Genomic DNA, 16,887 nt, shown 5'->3' with positions numbered 1-16,887 from the left:
CTGATCGTGTCGGGAAAGCCCTAATGCGAGACCGGCAAGGTGCCCATATCGGGGTGAATTTCGGCGGCCATGAGGCCTTTGTCGCCGCGCCCGAAGCGAACCAGCACGACCTGGCCGGGCCTCAGTTCGGTGATGCCGTAGCGGCGCAGCGTCTCCATGTGGACGAAGATGTCCTCGGTGCCCTCGCCCCGGGTCAGGAAGCCGAAGCCCTTGGTGCGGTTGAACCACTTCACCAGCGCCCGTTCGAGCCCGCTCTCCGCCGTCACGGTGACGTGCGTGCGCTGCTCCTGCTCCGCCGGATGCACCGCAGTCGAAGCATCCATGGAAAGAACGCGGAAAGCCTGCAGGCCACGCTCGCCCTGTTTGACGAGGCAGACCACGCGCGCGCCTTCCAGCGCGGTCTGGAAGCCGTCCCTTCGAAGACATGTCACATGGAGGAGAACGTCACCCGAGACGCCATCGTCCGGAAGAATGAAGCCGTAGCCCTTGGCCACGTCGAACCATTTGATAGCCCCGGCGATCTCGACAAGCTCGGTATCGCCGCCGCTGTCCCGCTTCAAGGCGTCGTCAAGGCTTCCGTCCCGCCCCATGAAAGAGGCTTTTTCCCCCATAAGAATGCCCCCTTTTCCAACTGCAACAACGACTGATTCTTGCCATGAGATTAACACTGCGGCTTCCGGGGTGTGCAAGACCTGACGTGCCTTTTTTCACCGTTGCGCACGGGAAAGCCTTAATTGTTGTTTGCCGGCGCAGGTCGGCACGCAATGGCGCGGCCTGAAATGGACCGCTGCGCCGGTTTTGTCGGACGATTGCCCTTTGACGGAGCGGCTCCTATGGTGCGCCGCAATGCAACGCTCCGAGGAAACCGATATGCGCTATCTCCATACAATGGTCCGCATCGCCGACATCGATCGATCGCTCGATTTCTACTGCAACAAGCTCGGCCTCAAGGAAGTGCGTCGCTACGAGAACGAGCAGGGACGCTACACGCTGATCTTCCTCGCCGCGTCCGAGGACGAGCAAAGCGGCATCAGTGAAAAGGCGCCGCTGATCGAGCTGACCTACAATTGGGACCCGGAAGAGTATAAGGGCGGCCGCAATTTCGGCCACCTCGCCTATGAGGTCGACGACATCTACGCCACCTGCCAGAAGCTGATGGACAGTGGCGTGACCATCAACCGGCCGCCGCGCGACGGCAACATGGCCTTCATCCGCTCGCCCGACGGCATCTCGATCGAGCTCTTGCAGAAAGGCCCGGCAAAAGCCAAGGCCGAGCCGTGGGCCTCGATGCCGAACACCGGAAGCTGGTAGGCGCCGGCCCATCCCGAGGATTTGACCGGCCGGTCCATGGTGTTTCGCCGAATGGTGCCTATCTACCCGCTTGCGGCGCCAGCCTGATCGGGCTGGCGCTTTCCTTGAGCCGTCAGGAGAATTCCATGCCGACCAGCCGCGCCGACGTCGCTACCGAACACGCCAGCCGCTATCTGCAGCAGCTCTGCAAGCATTGGGCGCACAAGTTCCCCGTCGAGTTCGATCCGCACCACGGCGCCATCCAGCTCTCGCTCGGCCGCACGGTGATGGATGCCGACGACAAGGCCCTTCACATCGCGGTTGCCGCCGACGATCCTGCCTCGCTCGAGCGGCTGGAAAGCGTGGTTGCCGACCACATCAAGCGCTTCGCCTTCCGCGAGGAGCTGACCTTCGACTGGCAAAAGGCCGCCTGAGCCCAGCGCAATCCAGGAACGTGCTGCGCGGTTTTCCGTCCGGATTGCGCAGAATGAACAATCAGCCGCCTACCTTGCCCGCCATTTCGCGCAGGGCAAGCACGCTGCGCCAGTTGCGCGCCGTGCCCGGCACCTTCAGCGTGCGCGGGATGAGATTGGCGAACACCGATTTGCCGATACCGTCCGGTGCGTGCAGGTAGAGCACGTCGCCCTTGATCTCGAACCGCTCCGGGCCGGTGCATTTTTCCGCAAGCCGCGTAGTCTCTTCCGCGGTCGGCTCCCGCTCCAGCACATAGGCGTGCAGCTTGGTCGGCTCGCCGGCGACCTCGGGATAGGGATTGCCTTCCACCAGCCGTTCGAGCCAGGCGGCGTCGCGCACCATGATGCGCGAATTGAAGCCCCATTTCTTCTCGAACGCCGCTTCGAGCTGCTTTGCCAGCGCTGCCGCGTTGCCCTTCTCCGCGCGAAACACCACGTTGCCGCTTTGCACATAGTTCGCGACATCGCTGAAGCCGAGGCCTTCGAAGAACGACTTCAGTTCCGCCATCTTGACGATGCGGTTGCCGCCGACATTGATGCCGGAAAACAGGGCCACGAAAACCGTATCCTCCCCGCTCATTTTTTGGCCGCTCATATGATGAACCCCGCCAGCGTCTCGTTGTCGGTGATGTCCTGATACTGCACGCCCTCGGCGTCGAAATTGGCTTTCAGCAGATCGAAGTTGCGCCGGTCCTTGGTTTCGATGCCGATCAGCACCGAGCCGAAATTGCGTGCCGATTTCTTGAGATATTCGAAGCGCGTGATGTCGTCGTCCGGGCCGAGCATCTCTAGGAAGTCGCGCAGGGCGCCGGGCCGCTGCGGGAAGCGGATGACGAAATACTTCTTCAGGCCTTCGAAGCGCAGCGCCCGCTCCTTCACGTCGGGCAGACGCTCGAAGTCGAAATTGCCCCCGGAGACGACCGCAACGACGGTCTTGCCCCTGATCTCCTTGCGCGAAAAATCCTTGAGCGCGTCGATCGCCAAGGCGCCGGCCGGCTCCAGCACCACGCCCTCGACATTGAGCATCTCGATCATCGTCGCGCAGAGCCGGTTCTCCGGGACGAGGCGCACGGAGTCGGCGGTGAACTCCTTGAGATGGCGCAACGGCTCGCGGCCGATCTCGGCGACCGCTGCGCCGTCGACGAAATTGTCGACCTTGGCGAGCTTGACCCGCTTGCCGCTGGAAAGGCTCTCGCTGAGGCTCGGCGCGCCCGCCGGTTCGCAGAACATGAAGCGCGTGTCGCGATGCCGGTCGGAGAAATAGTGGGTGACGCCGGCGGCCAGGCCGCCGCCGCCGACCGGCAGCATGACGATGTCGGGCATGCGCCCGCCTGGCATCTGGGCCGCGATCTCATAGGCAACGGTCGCCTGGCCCTCGATGATGTCCTTGTGGTCGAAGGGCGGCACCATATGCGCGCAGGCGGTCTCGGTGAATTCGAAGGCGGCGCGATAGCAATCGTCGAAGAAATCGCCGACCAGCCTGATCTCGACGAAATCGCCGCCGAACAGCCGCGTCTTGTCGATCTTCTGCTGCGGCGTCGTGACCGGCATGAACACCACGCCTTTTTTGCCGAAATGCCGGCAGACGAAAGCGAAGCCCTGGGCGTGATTGCCGGCCGAGGCGCAGACGAACAGCTCGGCATTGTTTCCGGCGGCGAGCGCCTTGCGAAAGAAATTGAAGGCGCCCCGGATCTTGTAGGAGCGGACCGGCGTCAGGTCCTCGCGCTTCAGAAGGATGCGCGCGCCGGTCTTCTTCGACAGATAGTCGTTCTCCTGCAGCGGCGTTTCCGGAAATATCCCTCGGATCGCCTCGGCGGCAGCGGCGACGCGAGAAGAGAAGCTGTTCATGAGGCGATCGCCCTCGGATTGCATGGCGCGAAACGCTGGCTATCGCACAAATCGACGCTTGCGGCCACCGACGCAGCGGCACAGCCTATTTGGCTTTCGCGCAACAGTGTCGCGGCCGTCGCCAACCGCCGAGCAAATTTCCGCTGGACACGACTTACTTCCGCCGCACTTCGCCTGTCCGGGAGATTTCGCGGAGGTGGATGGCCAGTTGCGGCTGGAGTGGATTTGTGGACGTGCATTTGAAGACGTTTTTGATCATTGCCCTGGCTCTGTCGATGGCAGGCTGCGCCGGGCAGCAGACACAGGAAATTCTGGGCAGCGTCGTCGTGCCGACGACGGCGACCGAGATCGCCGGCAACCACTCGATCTTCATCGCCACCACGCGCAAGCGCTCCGACGACCCGAACAAGGTCTTCGACGGCGAGCGTTCGGCGACGCTGAACTATGCGCGCGTCAGCGTCACGGTGCCGCCCGTCCACCAGACAGGCCAGATCGAGCGGCGTTCGCGCGGCACGTCGAACGACCCGACCAAATATTTCATGGCTTCCGAGGTCGTCGGCTACGACACGCAGCCGAAATTCGCCAGCGCGCTCAATGCCGACATCGACGCCCGCGGAGGCCGCGTCATGGTCTTCGTGCACGGTTACAACACCGGCTTCGACGACGCCGTCTACCGGCTGACCCAGATCGTCCACGATTCCGGCTATCCCGGCACGCCAGTGCTGTTCTCCTGGGCTTCGGGCGCCAAGACCACCGACTACGTCTATGACAAGGAAAGTGCCGCCGCCGCCCGCGACCAGCTGGAAGTGACGCTGAGGATGCTCGCGCAGACGGGCGCGCGGCGCATCGACATCGTCGCGCATTCGATGGGGACCTGGGTGACGATGGAGACGCTGCGCCAGCTCGCCATCACCGGCGACCGCGATCTCAACGGCAAGCTCGGCGACGTCGTTCTGGCCTCGCCCGACATCGATGTCGATGTCTTCAAGAGCCAGATGCGCCGCTACGGCAAGCCCGACAAGCCTTTCATCCTGCTCCTGTCGGACGACGACCGGGCGCTGAGGCTCTCCGGCCTGATTGCCGGTTCCCGCCCGCGCGTCGGCGACTACAGGGACGCGGCCGATCTCGCCTCCTATGGCGTCACGGTCGTCGACCTTTCCAAAGAGAAGGGCAGCGACAGCTTCAACCACACCAAATTCGCCGACAACCCGGCGCTGGTGAAGATGATCGGCCAGCGGCTGCGCGAGGATGACGGTTTTGCCAGCGACCGCGACGTCACCGACCGCATCAGCCAGCTCGCCACCCAGTAACCGCGTTTGCGCGGTTGTTGCCTCTGCATCGACTTTGAACTGGACCGGGCCGGCCTCAGGCTCTATCGGAATAGCGGGAGACTGGCCGTCCTTGGGGGACCCCGGGTGACTGTGCGTGTGAAGATTGTCCTTGGCCTGGCGTTCGCGCTCGCCGTTACCGGCTGCGCCGGGCAAGGCGCGCATGACCTGCTCAACCGAACGGCCGTCACGGTGCCCGCCTCCGACATTGCGGCCAAGCACGAGATCTTCGTCGCCACCACCCGCCAGCAGGCGACCAAGGATCCGCGACAGGTATTCGACGGCGACCGTTCGCTGACCACCGGCTACGCCCGTGTCGACGTGACGGTTCCAAAAGTCCACCAGGTCGGGGCGATCGAGCGCGCCAAGGGTTCGGCCGACAGCAACCCGGCCAAGCAGTTCACCGCCACCGACGTCGTCCACTATGGAGACGCCTCGCAATTTGCCAAGGCGGTCGCCACCGATATTTCGATGCGCGGCGACCGCGCCCTGGTGTTCGTGCACGGCTTCAACAACGGCTTCGACGACGGTGTCTATCGCCTGACGCAGATCGCGCACGACACGAACTATCCCGGCACGCCGGTGCTGTTCTCATGGGCTTCGAGCGCCAAGACGACCGGCTATATCTATGACAAGGACAGCTCCACCGCCGCACGCGACGATCTCGAGGCGACGCTGAGGATGCTTGCCAAGTCGCGCGCCAAAAGCATCGATATTATCGCCCATTCGATGGGGACCTGGCTGACGATGGAAGCTTTGCGGCAGCTGGCCATCACCGGCGACCGCGATCTCAACGGCAAGCTCGGCTACGTCATCCTCGCCTCGCCCGACATCGATGTCGATGTGTTCAAGAAGCAGATGATCCGTTACGGCAAGCCCGACAAGCCGTTCGCCATCCTGCTCTCGGGCGACGACCGGGCGCTCAAGCTGTCCAGCTTCATTTCCGGCGACAAGCCGCGCGTCGGCGACTACGGCAACGCGGCCGATCTCGCCAATTACGGGGTGACGGTCGTTGATCTGACCAAGACCAAGGGCGGCGACCAGCTGAACCATGCCAAATTCGCGGACAACCCGATCCTGGTGCAGTTGCTCGGCAACCGCCTGCGCACGCCTGCCGGCCTTGCCTCCGACGAGCCCGATCCAACGCAGCTCAACAATATCGGCCAAGGGCTCGGCAAAGCGGTCGGTTCAGTCGCCGAGGTGGTTATCACCACGCCGTTCAAGGTTCTGACCATCGCCACCGGCGGCTAAGCACCTTGTCGCAGGAATCGGGTCGGGCCGGCCTCCCCAATTTCGCCCTATCCTACACGAACAGGTCGACCTTCTGGAACGTCGTCACGTCGACCAGACCGACGTCGGAGATTCTGAGCTCCGGAATGACCACCAGCGCCAGCAGCGAGTGCTGCATGTAGGCGTTGTTGAGCGAGCAGCCGACCTTGCGCATCGCTTCGGTCAGCTGCTCGGCCTTGGCGGCGACGGTCTCGGCGCGCTCGTCCGACATCAGTCCGGCGATCGGCATCTCGACTAGCGCCAATTCCTGGCCCTTGGAATAAAGCACGACGCCGCCGCCGACCTCGCTCAGCCGGTTGACGGCTAAGGCCATGTCCTCCTTGTTGGTGCCGACGACGATGATGTGGTGCGCGTCATGCGCCACGCTCGAGGCCATCGCGCAATCTTCCATGTAGCCGAATCCGGAGACGAAGGCGTTGGTGACGCCGCCCGTGCCCCTGTGGCGCTCCACCAGGGCGATCTGGCAGATGTCGTTGCGGCGATCCATGGCAACCAGACCGTCCTCCACCGGCAGGTCCGCCTCCAGCGCCCGCGTCGGTGCCTGGTTCTCGATCACCCCGATCACCCGCGCCCGCACCTCGTTGGCGCCTTGAGGCGCCGCGATATCGAAATCCGTTGCCGCGAGCTTCTTGCTGAGCTTGACCGTGTTCTTCGCCGTCCGCGGATAGTCGTAGGCGGGAATGTCGATCTCGAGCTTGCCGGCCTTCGCCAGCCTGACGCCGCGGCCATAGACCTCATCGATGGTCATCTGGGCGAGATCGGAGACGATCAAAAGGTCGGCCAGCCGCCCCGGAGCGATCGAGCCGATCTCGCGCTCCAGCCTGAAATGCTGGGCGGTGTTGAGCGTCGCCATCTGGATCGCCGTCACCGGCTTCAGCCCCTGGCCGATGGCGTGCCGCACGACCCGGTCCATATGGCCTTCATGGACCAGCGTGCCCGAATGGCTGTCGTCGGTGCACAGGATGAAATTCCGCGGGTCGATGCCGCCTTCGGTGATCGCCTTGATTTGCGCTGCGACGTCGTACCAGGCGGAACCCAACCTCAGCATCGCCTTCATGCCCTGGCGCACGCGCGCGATCGCGTCCTCGGCCCGCGTGCCTTCATGATCGTCCTCGGCGCCGCCGGCGACATAACCATGGAAAGGCAGGCCGAGATCGCGCGAGGCATAATGGCCGCCGACCGTCTTGCCGGCCTTGACCGTCTCGGCGATCTCGCCCGACATCACCGGATCGTTGGCGGCGACGCCCGGAAAATTCATCACCTCGCCAAGCCCGATGATGTTTTCCCAGGTCATCGCCTCCGCGACGTCGGCGACCGTAAGCTCCGCGCCTGCATGCTCCAGTCCCGGTGCCGAAGGCACGCAGGACGGCATCTGCACATGCACGTTGATCGGCATCGCGACGGCCTCGTCATGCATCAGGCGAACGCCCGGCAGGCCCAGCACATTGGCGATCTCGTGCGGATCGACGAACATCGAGGTCGTGCCGTGCGGGATCACGGCGCGGCAGAACTCCGTCACCGTCACCATACCGCTCTCGACATGCATGTGCGCGTCGCAGAGGCCGGGCACCAGATAGCGTCCGCCGGCATCGACCACCCTGGTCCCCTGCCCGATGGCGTGGCTGGCATTCGGCCCGCAATAAGCGAAGCGGCCGGCGGCAATCGCAATATCGGTGCCGGGAATGATCTCGCCCGAATGGACGTTCACCCAGCGCCCGTTGCGGATGACCAGATCGGCGGGCTTGCGCCCCATCGCGACGTCGACCAGATGCGTCGCCGCCTCGGTCCAGGGCTTGGGTTTTGCGGAGCGTGCGGATTTGGTGTCGGTCATTTGCGAGTCCTCTGTTGCAGCCAGTCTCGCAAATGTCGTCGCGCTGAGCCAGAGCCCTTCCGTCCGGCTTCGGGCGCAAAGCCACGCTTGTTGACTATTCCAGGCAAAAGGCGATGCTGGCCGCCGAAACGAACCGTCGGAGGGGAAAGATGACCCGTTTGTGGAAAGCGTTCGCCACCATCATCCTGTTCATCGCATCGACCGCCCTCGCCACCGCGGAGGAACGCTGGCAGACCTTGCCGGAGCCGGCGGCGATGCCCAAACCCGACGAGAGCGGCTACGCGCCTGTCAACGGCATCCAGATGTACTACGCCGTTCTCGGCAAGGGCGACCCGGTGCTGCTCATCCATGGCGGCCTCGGCCATGCCGATATCTGGGCGAGCCAGGTCGCGACCCTCTCCAAGACCCACAAGGTGATCGTCGCCGACAGCCGCGGCCACGGCCGTTCGACCCGCACCGACGAGCCCTATGGCTATGACCTCATGGCCTCGGATTATCTGGCGCTGCTGGATTTTCTCAAGATCGACAAGACCGCCCTGGTCGGCTGGAGCGACGGCGGCATCATCGGCATCGACATCGCGCTTCATCATCCCGAGCGGCTGACCCGACTCTTCGCGCAGGCCGCCAACGTCACCACGGACGGCGTCGACCCCGGCGTCATGACCAACAAGACCTTTGCCGCTTACGTCGAGCGTTCGGGTCGCGACTACAAGATACTGTCGAAGACGCCCGACCAGTATGACGCCTTCGTCGCGCAGATCAGCCATATGTGGGAATCGCAGCCGGCCTGGACCAAGGAACAGCTTGGCAAGATCACCACGCCGACCGCGATCGTCGCCGGCGACCATGACGAGGCGATCAAGCGCGAGCATACGGAATACATGGCTTCCACTATTCCGGGCGCGAAGCTGATCATCCTGCCCAACGCCAGCCATTTCGCCATGCTGCAGGCGCCGGACGAATATAGCCAGGCGGCGCTCGATTTCATCGACGCCAAATAGCCGCCACGTGAGCGAGCGAGAACCCGCTCCCTGACCATCCGGATTGGCGACAGATGGCGCAGACGATCAGGTTCGCGATCTTCGTCATGTCGGCAGCCTTGGCCGGCCTGGCTTTCTTCGCCTTGCATTCGTTCTGGGCCTGGGCGGCGCCGATCGCTCTCTTCATCGCCGGCTCGCTGCTCGCCGAATACGCCTTCGGCCGACTGGCCTCGCCCGAGGAGAAGCAGCGCGACCTGGAAGACCGCGTCCGCAATCCACCGACGTAAACCACTGTTGCAGCCATGCAATTCCGTTCGGCGACGAATGAGGTTAGTCTGCGGCAAAGGAGTCTTTCGAAACCGCCATTTCGGGGAGCTCGATGCGTCGTTTGACGCTCGCCAGTGCCGGCTTTCTTGCGCTGCTGTCCGGACCGGCCTTGGCCGCGGACGCAGGCGCCGACCTGCCGATGACCGCGCCAGGCTTCGACTGGACGGGCTACTATGCGGGCCTGCAGGCCGGCTATGGCTGGGGCTCCTCCGACATCTCCGGTACTGAAGGCGAGCCGTTCGCCGCTTCGCCCGATCTCGATGGCGGCTTTGTCGGCGGACACGTCGCTGGCCTCTGGCAGTTCAACCAGGCGGTAATCGGCGCGCGGGCCGAGCTCAACTATGCCTCGATCGACGGCTCGGCCCTCCTTGGTCCCGGAAATTCTGTCGGCACGGACGTAAAATGGCTCGGTTCGGTCAATGCCGAGGCTGGCCTGGCGGCCGATCGCTGGCTGGTCTACGGCGTCGGCGGCGTCGCCTTCGCCGGTATCGAAACCTCGCAAGATGCCGCTACCGGCTTCGCCAAGACGCGCACCGGCACCGGCTGGACGATCGGCGCCGGGGTCGACTATGCGCTGAGCAACAATATCGTCGTCGGCGCGCAGTACCGCTATTACGATTTCGGCAAGGAGCATTTCGACGTCCCGGATGACTTCTCCGATCGCGACCAGGACGTGAAGCTGCACACGCTAGGCGTGAATTTCAGCTACAAGTTCTGAATTGCGGAGCAGCAACGGAACGCAGGTGGCCGGCGCCCGCAGGGGGCGGGGGGAATGGGTAGGGTCCTGAAGGACGCCGGCCGCAGCGGATCAAATCCACCACGACGGCGACCGTAGCGAACGCCTCGGAAGGCGTAATTGCGCGATCACGCCACTATCCAGGATCAGGCCGGATGGTCTTGCCGGCCGGCATGGCGGCCAGGCACTCCTCCAGCCGCTCCAGGCGCGCCTTTTGCCATCGCAAGCTGTGCGCAATGTCGTGAAGCTTCCCCTTGCCCCCGGAGTTGGCGGCCTCGATCAAATCGAGCTCGAGCTGGGTGATCTGGCGCCGCAGCTCCCGCGCCTCGGCTTCCCGCAATCCCTTGATCCACCCTGCCCCGCGCATTGTCACACGCATCTGCCGTCAATGCAGGCTGGAATGTTGGCAAGGAAACGCTAACGATATCGGTGCGGGCAATCTCGCATTTTAAACACCACTAATATATTGCCGCCACAGTGCCGTTTTGCGCCGTCGTGCTTGGCGGAAGAGCCTCACGCCCGTAAACATGGCTTGACGGCTTCGGGTTGGCATCTGAAAAGGGCTCGCCTGCGGACGTGGCGGAATTGGTAGACGCAAGGGACTTAAAATCCCTCGATCTCTGATCGTACGGGTTCGATTCCCGTCGTCCGCACCAACCCTTCGCTACTTCGAGCTCCGGTGGCAGGTTACCTGATCGAAAGCTTTTCCATGCATCTATCGCTGGCGCGCATGGGAAGGGCTTGGGATGTCGACAATCGGGGCGATCTACCGCCGTACCCATCCGTCGGTCGCAATCGTCTGGCTGGCGCTCAGCGCCGTTCTGAGCCTGCTGCTGTTGCAAGGCAAGATGCCCAACGGCGACGTCGACGACCTGCTGAAACTGCATGAAATCAGGCATCTTCTGCAAACGGGCAATCCGTTCGACAGGACGCTGACCGGTATCGCTCAGCCCGAACCCATGGTCTCGCACTGGCCGTGGATCGTCGACGCGCCCTATGCGCTGTTGGCTGTCGCGCTTGCGCCTTTCGTCGGGATGCAGGCTGCAATCTCCACCGCCGCGTTCATCGTGCCGCCGCTACTGCTCCTGGTCGCGATAACCCTGCTTTTCCTGGTGATCAGGGAGTTCGAATTCGAACACCCCGGCGCGGTATTGGCCGTCGCCGCCTTCGCCGGATTGCCGTCATTTGCGGAATTTCAACCCTGGCGTATCGACTACCACAATCTGCAGATGCTCATCCTCCTGGGGGCAGCACTGCTGACGATCCGAGGCGGACGCCTTGCCGCCGGGCTGAACGGCGCCTTGATGGCTCTGTCTACGGCCATCAGCGCCGAAATGGCGCCGTTCCTTGCTCTGCCGGCCGGCTTCTACGCATTGGCGTTCATCGCCGGGAAGAAAGACGCTGGCAAAGACCTTCGGGCATACGGTCTCGTGCTGGCGGCAACTGGCACGGCCGCGTTCTTTGTGGTGGTGGGCCCCCACGCCTACACGAGCGCCGCCTGCGACCGTTATTCGCTTTTGCACCTCACCGCGCTTGCTGTCACCGGCGTCGTACTTGCGGGCGTCTCCGCGGCGGAGAGAGCTGGAAGCCGGCGGATACGGGCGTTGTGCCTCCTCGCAGGCGCCGGTGCGACCGCCGCGCTGCTTGTCTTCCTTTTCCCCCAGTGCGCCGGCGGTCCGCTCGTCGGGGTGAGCGACTACGCACGCGACAATTGGCTTTCACGCATCAAACAGGAGCACAGCGCTTTCCTCAGCCCGGACTTTCTGAGCTCCGATCGTTTCGCCAGGTTTTTCCTCGCCATCCTGGGCACTGCGGCGACGTGCGTTCTGGCCATTTCCGGCAAGACGACAAGGCGAGCCTGGATCGTTCTTGCAGCCTTCTCGACGGTCGGCCTCCTGCTGGGACTGCTCTATCTGCGATATCTCCGCTTTTTCCCGCTCTTCGTCGGCCCAGGGGTCGCCCTGCTTGTCCACCAAGCCTTTCCTGCCCGGCTGTCGCTGCGGCGCTATTTCGGCGCCAGGTCCGACGACGGGTTGCCGGGCGTTTCGCTTTTAGCCGCTCCGGGCGTGGCGATCATCGCCGCCCTCTTTCTAGTCCAAATGGTTTGGCCCCCGGCGGAAATGCGGCCTCTCGGCATCGATATCGCCAGGGCCTGCGAGAAAGCCGGCGCCGGTTTCGTCTGGCCGGACGGCGCGCGGCTGTTCGCGCCGCCCAATATCGGGGCCGCCGCCTTGGGATCTCCCGTCGGGCTCGAGGTCGTGGCCGTCCCTTTTCACACGTCGGCCAAGGGCATCGAGCGCGTCCTGCGATTTTTCGATCCGGCTACGCCCGATCCGGCGCGGCTGCTTGATGAAACCAAGGCCACCCATGTTGCGGTCTGCCGCGTGGAGGAAGAGACCCTCAAGCCGGTCGAAGCCCAGTTTCCGTTGGCCAGCCGGTTGGCCACAGGAAAGCCTCCAGACTGGCTGGCGGAGTGTCCCGTTGCCGGCCCGCTGCGCATCTATCGATATCCGGCGGCAGGCGGTCCATCCGGCCAATGCCCTGTCGCGAGCCGATGAGCCGTAACGCGGTGACGCCCGTCAGGGCGTGATCGGGTTCAATTTCAGATGCTGGATCAGGATGATGGTCTTGGCGTCGACGATACGGCCAGCGGCAATGCCGGCCAGCGCCTCGTCGAGCGGTATCTCCAGAACCTCGATGTCCTCACCCTCGTCCGGCGCTCCGCCGCCGTCGGAGATGCGATCGGCCGGCGAATAGCGCGCGGTGAAGAACCAGAGCCGTTCCGTCACGCTGCCGGGGCTCATGAAGGGTGCGAACAGCCGCTCGACGTCCTTCAGCCGGTAGCCGAGTTCCTCTTCCGCTTCCTTGCGGATGCAGGTTTCCGGATCGTTCTCGTCGAGCAGGCCGGCGCAGGCCTCGATCAGCGGCTCGCGATGGCCGGTGGCATAGGCCGGATAGCGGAACTGCCGCACCAGGAGCACCGTGGAGCGCTCCGGATCGAAGGGCAGGATGACCGCGCCGTCGCCACGGTCGTAGGTCTGTCGGGTCTGCGTCTCCCAGCGTCCGTCGCGGCGGCGATAGTCGAGCACCGTCTTCTTCAGCACCGCCCAGTCGTCGGACAGGACTTCCTCAGAGCGGATGCGGACGCGATCTTCCATGGTGAACTCCATGCTGCCGGCAAGCGTCAGAGCAATTCCAGGAAAAGTGTGAAACGGTTTTCCGTCCGGAATTGCGTCAAGTCAAAACAAAGAGATAGAGCGGTTCCCTGTTTCCGCGAAACGGGGAGCGGGGAACCGCTCTATCGGCGAACGGGCGCCTGCGCAATCCTGGAAACCGGCTGGTCCAGCAACACTTTCACCGGCTCGTGTCTGGCGCGAGGCGCCGCGGCTCCTTAGATAGCGATATCTCTCCCAGGAGCCCGTTTCATGACGCCATCTCTCTTCCAGCCGATCACCCTTGGCAACCTCACCTTCCCCAACCGCATCGCGGTGGCGCCGATGTGCCAGTATTCGGCCGAGGACGGCTCCGCCAGCGACTGGCATCTCCACCACTGGATGAACCTCGCCATGTCCGGTGCCGGCATGGTGACCGTCGAGATGACCGACGTCGAGCGGCGTGGCCGCATCTCGCACGGCTGCCTTGGCCTTTACTCCGAGGACAACGAGGCGGCGGCCAAGCGCACGCTCGATGCCGCCAGGCGCGTCGCCGCGCCCGGAACCAAATTCGGCGTCCAGCTTGCCCATGCCGGGCGCAAGGCCTCCAACCGGAAACCCTGGGAAGGTGGCGGTCCCCTGCAGCCGGGCGAGGATCCCTGGCAGACGGTTTCGGCTTCGGCCATCGCCTATGACACGGGATGGAATGTGCCGCACGCACTGGAGGAAGACGAGATCCAGCAAGTCATCCAGCGTTTCGCCGAGGCGGCCAAGCGGGCCGAGCGTGCCGGCTTCGATTTCATCGAATTGCATGCCGCGCACGGCTATCTGATCTTCCAGTTCCTGTCGCCGCTTTCCAACCGGCGCACCGACCGCTGGGGCGGCTCGCTGGAAAACCGCATGCGCTTCGCCGTCGAGATCGCCAGGGCGGTCAAGAAGGCCGTTCCGAACCTGATGCTCGGCGCACGCCTCTCGGTCAAGGAATGGGTCGAGGGCGGTTTCGATGTCGAAGACGCGATCGAAGTGGCCAAGGCGCTGAAGGCGGAGGGCATCGCTTATCTCTGCTGCTCCAGTGGCGGCAATTCGCCTCTGCAGAAGCTGCCCAGCGGTCCCGGCTATCAGGTGCATCTGGCGGAAGCCGTGCGCAAGGGCGCCGGCATTCCGACACGCGCGGTGGGGCTGATCGACGATCCGAAGCAGGCCGAGGCGATCGTCGCCGATGGCCGCGCCGACATGGTGGCGCTGGCGCGCGCCTTCCTCGCCGATCCGCGCTGGGGCTGGCGCGCGGCGGCGACGTTCGGCGAGGAAATCCGTCCGGCGCCGCAGCTGGCGCGCTCGGTGACGACGATGCGGCACTGGATGAAGGCGGCCGGTTGAACCGCTTCCACAGGTGACGCAAGGGCTGAGACCTTTGGGCGCAGGGGTCTTGCCACGATTGCAACCAAATTGGCCGTTTTGCGTTGGCGCGCCATGACAGACAACAAGCCATTTGAAAAGCCGGTGGTGGTCGAACTCGGCCATGTCGGCAAATATCGCCAGATCCGCAGCACCCGCGAAGCCGCCGAGTGCCTGATGACGGTCTGGCCGCTCAATCGCGGCCAGCGGCATCGTGATGCTCTAGACACTTGCCTCAAGGCGCTGGAGGGCTATCGTTCGACTGCGGACGCACGCCGCGCATTGATCGAGGCAGCCGAGGAATCTGAAGTGCTGGTTCCTGAAGACAGGTTGCCCGACGAAAAGCTGCATTGAGCATTAAGGGTTTCTCTACCGGAGGATTTCCATGGCGAAACTGACTTACAAGATCGTCGAGCATGACGGCGGTTGGGCCTACAAGGTCGGCACGACTTTTTCAGAAACATTTCCCACGCACCAGGACGCGCTGCGCGCCGCCGAAATTGCTTCGGCCGAGCAGCAGGTCGCCGGCAACACCGACGGCATCCAGTATGAGGACTCCGAGGGCGTGTGGCATGACGAACTGGCCGACGGCCGCGACCGGCCGCAAACCGAAGTCTCCGACTAGTTTTTACGCCCGCGCCGCGACCGACCATGCCCTTGCCTTCATGCCGGCCGCTGGCGGACGCGTCAGTTATTATTTGCCGCAGTACTGATCGTTGACGTTCTGCCCGGCATTGGCGTCGGGTCCGGGCGTATTCGAGGCGCATGGGCCGATGGGACCTGGATTGCCGAGGCTGTTTAGGCCGGTGGCTTCGCTGCTCGAAGAGATACTGCCGGTGGCGTAAGGATCGACCGGCACCGTCCGTTCGTTCGAGACCGGACGATCATGGTGCCACCACGACCACATGTCCGAGGACTGCGCCATGGCCGAGGTTGCCATACCCAGCATGAGCGCGGAGGCTGCGAGAATTTTCGTAAGCATTGGATACTCCATTTGGTTGGTCGCCGAGGTGTGACGGCGACGCCAATGAAACCCTGGGTTGGATGCAAAAGTTCCAAGAGAAAATCGGCGTGGAGCGGGATACGCGACACGTTTGTGTGACGAGGCCGTGAGCAGCCGGATCATTCGGCTCGGCGCAATTGCCGTCGAAATTCAGGTCACGCCGGCAAACGCACGGGCGGCGATGCGCTGGATGAAGGCGACAACGCGTTCCGGCTCCACGAATTGCGGCATGTGGCCGAGCCCTTCGACCCGTTCGAAGTCGAGTTCCTCGATCTTGCCCGGCATCGGATCGCCATGGGCCGCGATGCCTATGACGCGGTCCTGCGCGCCGAACAGAATGCCGGCCGGCATCGCGATCTCGCCATAGCGCCGCTCAAGGCGGCCGAGGTCTTCTTCCACCGCCACAAAGTCGGTCGAGGTCGCATGGAAATGGGCGGGCCGCAGCCCGAGCCAACCACCCCCCGCGATCATGTAGTCCTCAGGCACGGCTTGCGGCGCGAAGATGAATTTCATCGTGGGCTCCGCATATTTCACGCTGACCGGTATCGCTACGGTATGGGCCAAGACCCGCCGCCACAAACGCGAGGGAACGTGGAGCAGGTCGAATTTCTGGCGCACCCTTGCCTCCAGGTGCGTCAACGGCGCGAGCAGCGCGATGCCGGAAATCGCTTTCGGATGCTCGATCGCAAGCGCAAATGCGATGGCGCCGCCCAGCGAATGGCCGACGACCAAGGGCCTTTCCAGCCCAAGTTCCTCGATGAAGCGCCGCACCACTTCCGCCTGTTCAGGCAGACGGCCGCTCGCTCCACCCGCCCGCACCGAATATCCCGAACCTGGCCGGTCGAGCGCGACCAGCCGGTAGCCGGCCCCGAAACGTCCAAACAGCGTGTGCCGGAAATGGTGAAGCTGCGCGCCGAGGCCGTGCAGGAAGACGATCGGCCTGCCCTCGCCTTCTTCGACATAGTGGATGCGGTTGCCGTCGATCTCGACGAACTTGCCGCAAGCCGGCACCAGCCTTTCGGCCTTGGCCGCGATCCACCATGTTGCAAGCACAAAGCTGAGCACGACGGCAGCCGCCGCAACGAAAAGGCCGCCGATCAGCCACGACAAAACCGATATCAGCATCTTCCACCCGAGCCGGACCGGCGCACCTTAGCCGCAACTGTCTCTGCCACAAGAGCCTACCCTGCTTGCGCATTGCGGCCGGCTGCCGGCCGCGTTATCTCAGGCGACC

General features: G+C 63.9%; 19 protein-coding genes and 1 tRNA gene. 12 read left to right on the top strand and 8 right to left on the bottom strand.

Annotation, left to right across the window (positions count from 1 at the left end; translation table 11 throughout):
* Positions 1-20: 20 nt before the first annotated feature.
* Complete coding sequence (locus QAZ47_RS19055) at positions 21-590, bottom strand: cold-shock protein (RefSeq protein ID WP_347405177.1); 570 nt, start codon at positions 588-590, stop codon at positions 21-23.
* A gap of 280 nt (positions 591-870) precedes the next feature.
* Between QAZ47_RS19055 and gloA the strand changes: the two genes are divergently transcribed.
* Positions 871-1,311, top strand: a complete 441-nt coding sequence (gene gloA, locus QAZ47_RS19050; protein WP_278202262.1) for a lactoylglutathione lyase — start codon at positions 871-873, stop codon at positions 1,309-1,311.
* Positions 1,312-1,436: 125 nt separating this feature from the next.
* Positions 1,437-1,724: a DUF2218 domain-containing protein gene (locus tag QAZ47_RS19045; protein WP_278230395.1), complete on the top strand. Its 288-nt coding sequence runs from the start codon at positions 1,437-1,439 to the stop codon at positions 1,722-1,724.
* A gap of 61 nt (positions 1,725-1,785) precedes the next feature.
* Here the strand turns inward: QAZ47_RS19045 and QAZ47_RS19040 are convergent, their stop codons facing one another.
* Positions 1,786-2,343, bottom strand: coding sequence for a DUF1697 domain-containing protein (locus QAZ47_RS19040; protein WP_278233825.1), 558 nt, complete (start codon positions 2,341-2,343; stop codon positions 1,786-1,788).
* Positions 2,344-2,354: 11 nt separating this feature from the next.
* Complete coding sequence (ilvA, locus tag QAZ47_RS19035) at positions 2,355-3,611, bottom strand: threonine ammonia-lyase IlvA (RefSeq protein ID WP_278230394.1); 1,257 nt, start codon at positions 3,609-3,611, stop codon at positions 2,355-2,357.
* A 275-nt stretch (positions 3,612-3,886) separates the two neighbouring features.
* Here ilvA and QAZ47_RS19030 point away from each other — a divergent pair, with 275 nt between their 5' ends.
* Complete coding sequence (locus tag QAZ47_RS19030; protein WP_278233824.1) at positions 3,887-4,921, top strand: alpha/beta hydrolase; 1,035 nt, start codon at positions 3,887-3,889, stop codon at positions 4,919-4,921.
* Between the two features lie 105 nt (positions 4,922-5,026).
* Entirely contained in the window at positions 5,027-6,190 is a 1,164-nt protein-coding gene (locus tag QAZ47_RS19025; protein ID WP_278230393.1) for an alpha/beta hydrolase, read from the top strand.
* 52 nt (positions 6,191-6,242) lie between these two features.
* Here the strand turns inward: QAZ47_RS19025 and ade are convergent, their stop codons facing one another.
* Complete coding sequence (ade, locus tag QAZ47_RS19020; RefSeq protein WP_278230392.1) at positions 6,243-8,060, bottom strand: adenine deaminase; 1,818 nt, start codon at positions 8,058-8,060, stop codon at positions 6,243-6,245.
* Positions 8,061-8,209: 149 nt separating this feature from the next.
* On the opposite strand from ade, the gene QAZ47_RS19015 reads away from it, so the two are divergent.
* From QAZ47_RS19015 to QAZ47_RS19005, 3 genes are all read left to right on the top strand, one after another.
* Positions 8,210-9,061, top strand: a complete 852-nt coding sequence (locus QAZ47_RS19015; protein WP_278230391.1) for an alpha/beta hydrolase — start codon at positions 8,210-8,212, stop codon at positions 9,059-9,061.
* A gap of 53 nt (positions 9,062-9,114) precedes the next feature.
* Entirely contained in the window at positions 9,115-9,327 is a 213-nt protein-coding gene (locus QAZ47_RS19010) for a hypothetical protein (protein ID WP_278230390.1), read from the top strand.
* Positions 9,328-9,419: 92 nt separating this feature from the next.
* The gene (locus QAZ47_RS19005) at positions 9,420-10,085 is read left to right on the top strand and encodes an outer membrane protein (protein ID WP_278230389.1); all 666 of its coding nucleotides are present in this window, start codon (positions 9,420-9,422) and stop codon (positions 10,083-10,085) included.
* 154 nt (positions 10,086-10,239) lie between these two features.
* On the opposite strand, the gene QAZ47_RS19000 is transcribed toward QAZ47_RS19005, so the two are convergent.
* The gene (locus QAZ47_RS19000; protein WP_278202252.1) at positions 10,240-10,443 is read right to left on the bottom strand and encodes a hypothetical protein; all 204 of its coding nucleotides are present in this window, start codon (positions 10,441-10,443) and stop codon (positions 10,240-10,242) included.
* A 230-nt stretch (positions 10,444-10,673) separates the two neighbouring features.
* Between QAZ47_RS19000 and QAZ47_RS18995 the strand changes: the two genes are divergently transcribed.
* A tRNA-Leu gene (locus QAZ47_RS18995) sits at positions 10,674-10,759 on the top strand.
* Positions 10,760-10,849: 90 nt separating this feature from the next.
* Positions 10,850-12,661 carry a hypothetical protein gene (locus QAZ47_RS18990; RefSeq protein WP_278230388.1) on the top strand — a complete coding sequence of 604 codons (1,812 nt, stop codon included), beginning with the start codon at positions 10,850-10,852 and terminating at the stop codon, positions 12,659-12,661.
* 21 nt (positions 12,662-12,682) lie between these two features.
* On the opposite strand, the gene QAZ47_RS18985 is transcribed toward QAZ47_RS18990, so the two are convergent.
* A complete protein-coding gene (locus QAZ47_RS18985) occupies positions 12,683-13,261 on the bottom strand; it encodes an NUDIX domain-containing protein (RefSeq protein WP_278230387.1) in 579 nt (192 codons plus the stop codon).
* A 267-nt stretch (positions 13,262-13,528) separates the two neighbouring features.
* On the opposite strand from QAZ47_RS18985, the gene QAZ47_RS18980 reads away from it, so the two are divergent.
* From QAZ47_RS18980 to QAZ47_RS18970, 3 genes are all read left to right on the top strand, one after another.
* Positions 13,529-14,632, top strand: coding sequence for an NADH:flavin oxidoreductase/NADH oxidase (locus tag QAZ47_RS18980; protein ID WP_278230386.1), 1,104 nt, complete (start codon positions 13,529-13,531; stop codon positions 14,630-14,632).
* Positions 14,633-14,725: 93 nt separating this feature from the next.
* Entirely contained in the window at positions 14,726-15,004 is a 279-nt protein-coding gene (locus tag QAZ47_RS18975) for a DUF982 domain-containing protein (protein ID WP_278202248.1), read from the top strand.
* 31 nt (positions 15,005-15,035) lie between these two features.
* Complete coding sequence (locus QAZ47_RS18970; protein ID WP_278202247.1) at positions 15,036-15,275, top strand: DUF2188 domain-containing protein; 240 nt, start codon at positions 15,036-15,038, stop codon at positions 15,273-15,275.
* Between the two features lie 69 nt (positions 15,276-15,344).
* On the opposite strand, the gene QAZ47_RS18965 is transcribed toward QAZ47_RS18970, so the two are convergent.
* Entirely contained in the window at positions 15,345-15,632 is a 288-nt protein-coding gene (locus QAZ47_RS18965) for a hypothetical protein (RefSeq protein WP_126093523.1), read from the bottom strand.
* A 171-nt stretch (positions 15,633-15,803) separates the two neighbouring features.
* Complete coding sequence (locus tag QAZ47_RS18960) at positions 15,804-16,778, bottom strand: alpha/beta fold hydrolase (RefSeq protein ID WP_278230385.1); 975 nt, start codon at positions 16,776-16,778, stop codon at positions 15,804-15,806.
* Positions 16,779-16,887: the final 109 nt, after the last annotated feature.

This window comes from Mesorhizobium sp. WSM4904, from assembly GCF_029674545.1.
Taxonomy (GTDB): Bacteria; Pseudomonadota; Alphaproteobacteria; order Rhizobiales; family Rhizobiaceae; genus Mesorhizobium.
The sequence above is the reverse complement of the archived record's forward strand: the minus strand, read 5'-3'. Positions and strand labels throughout refer to the sequence as shown.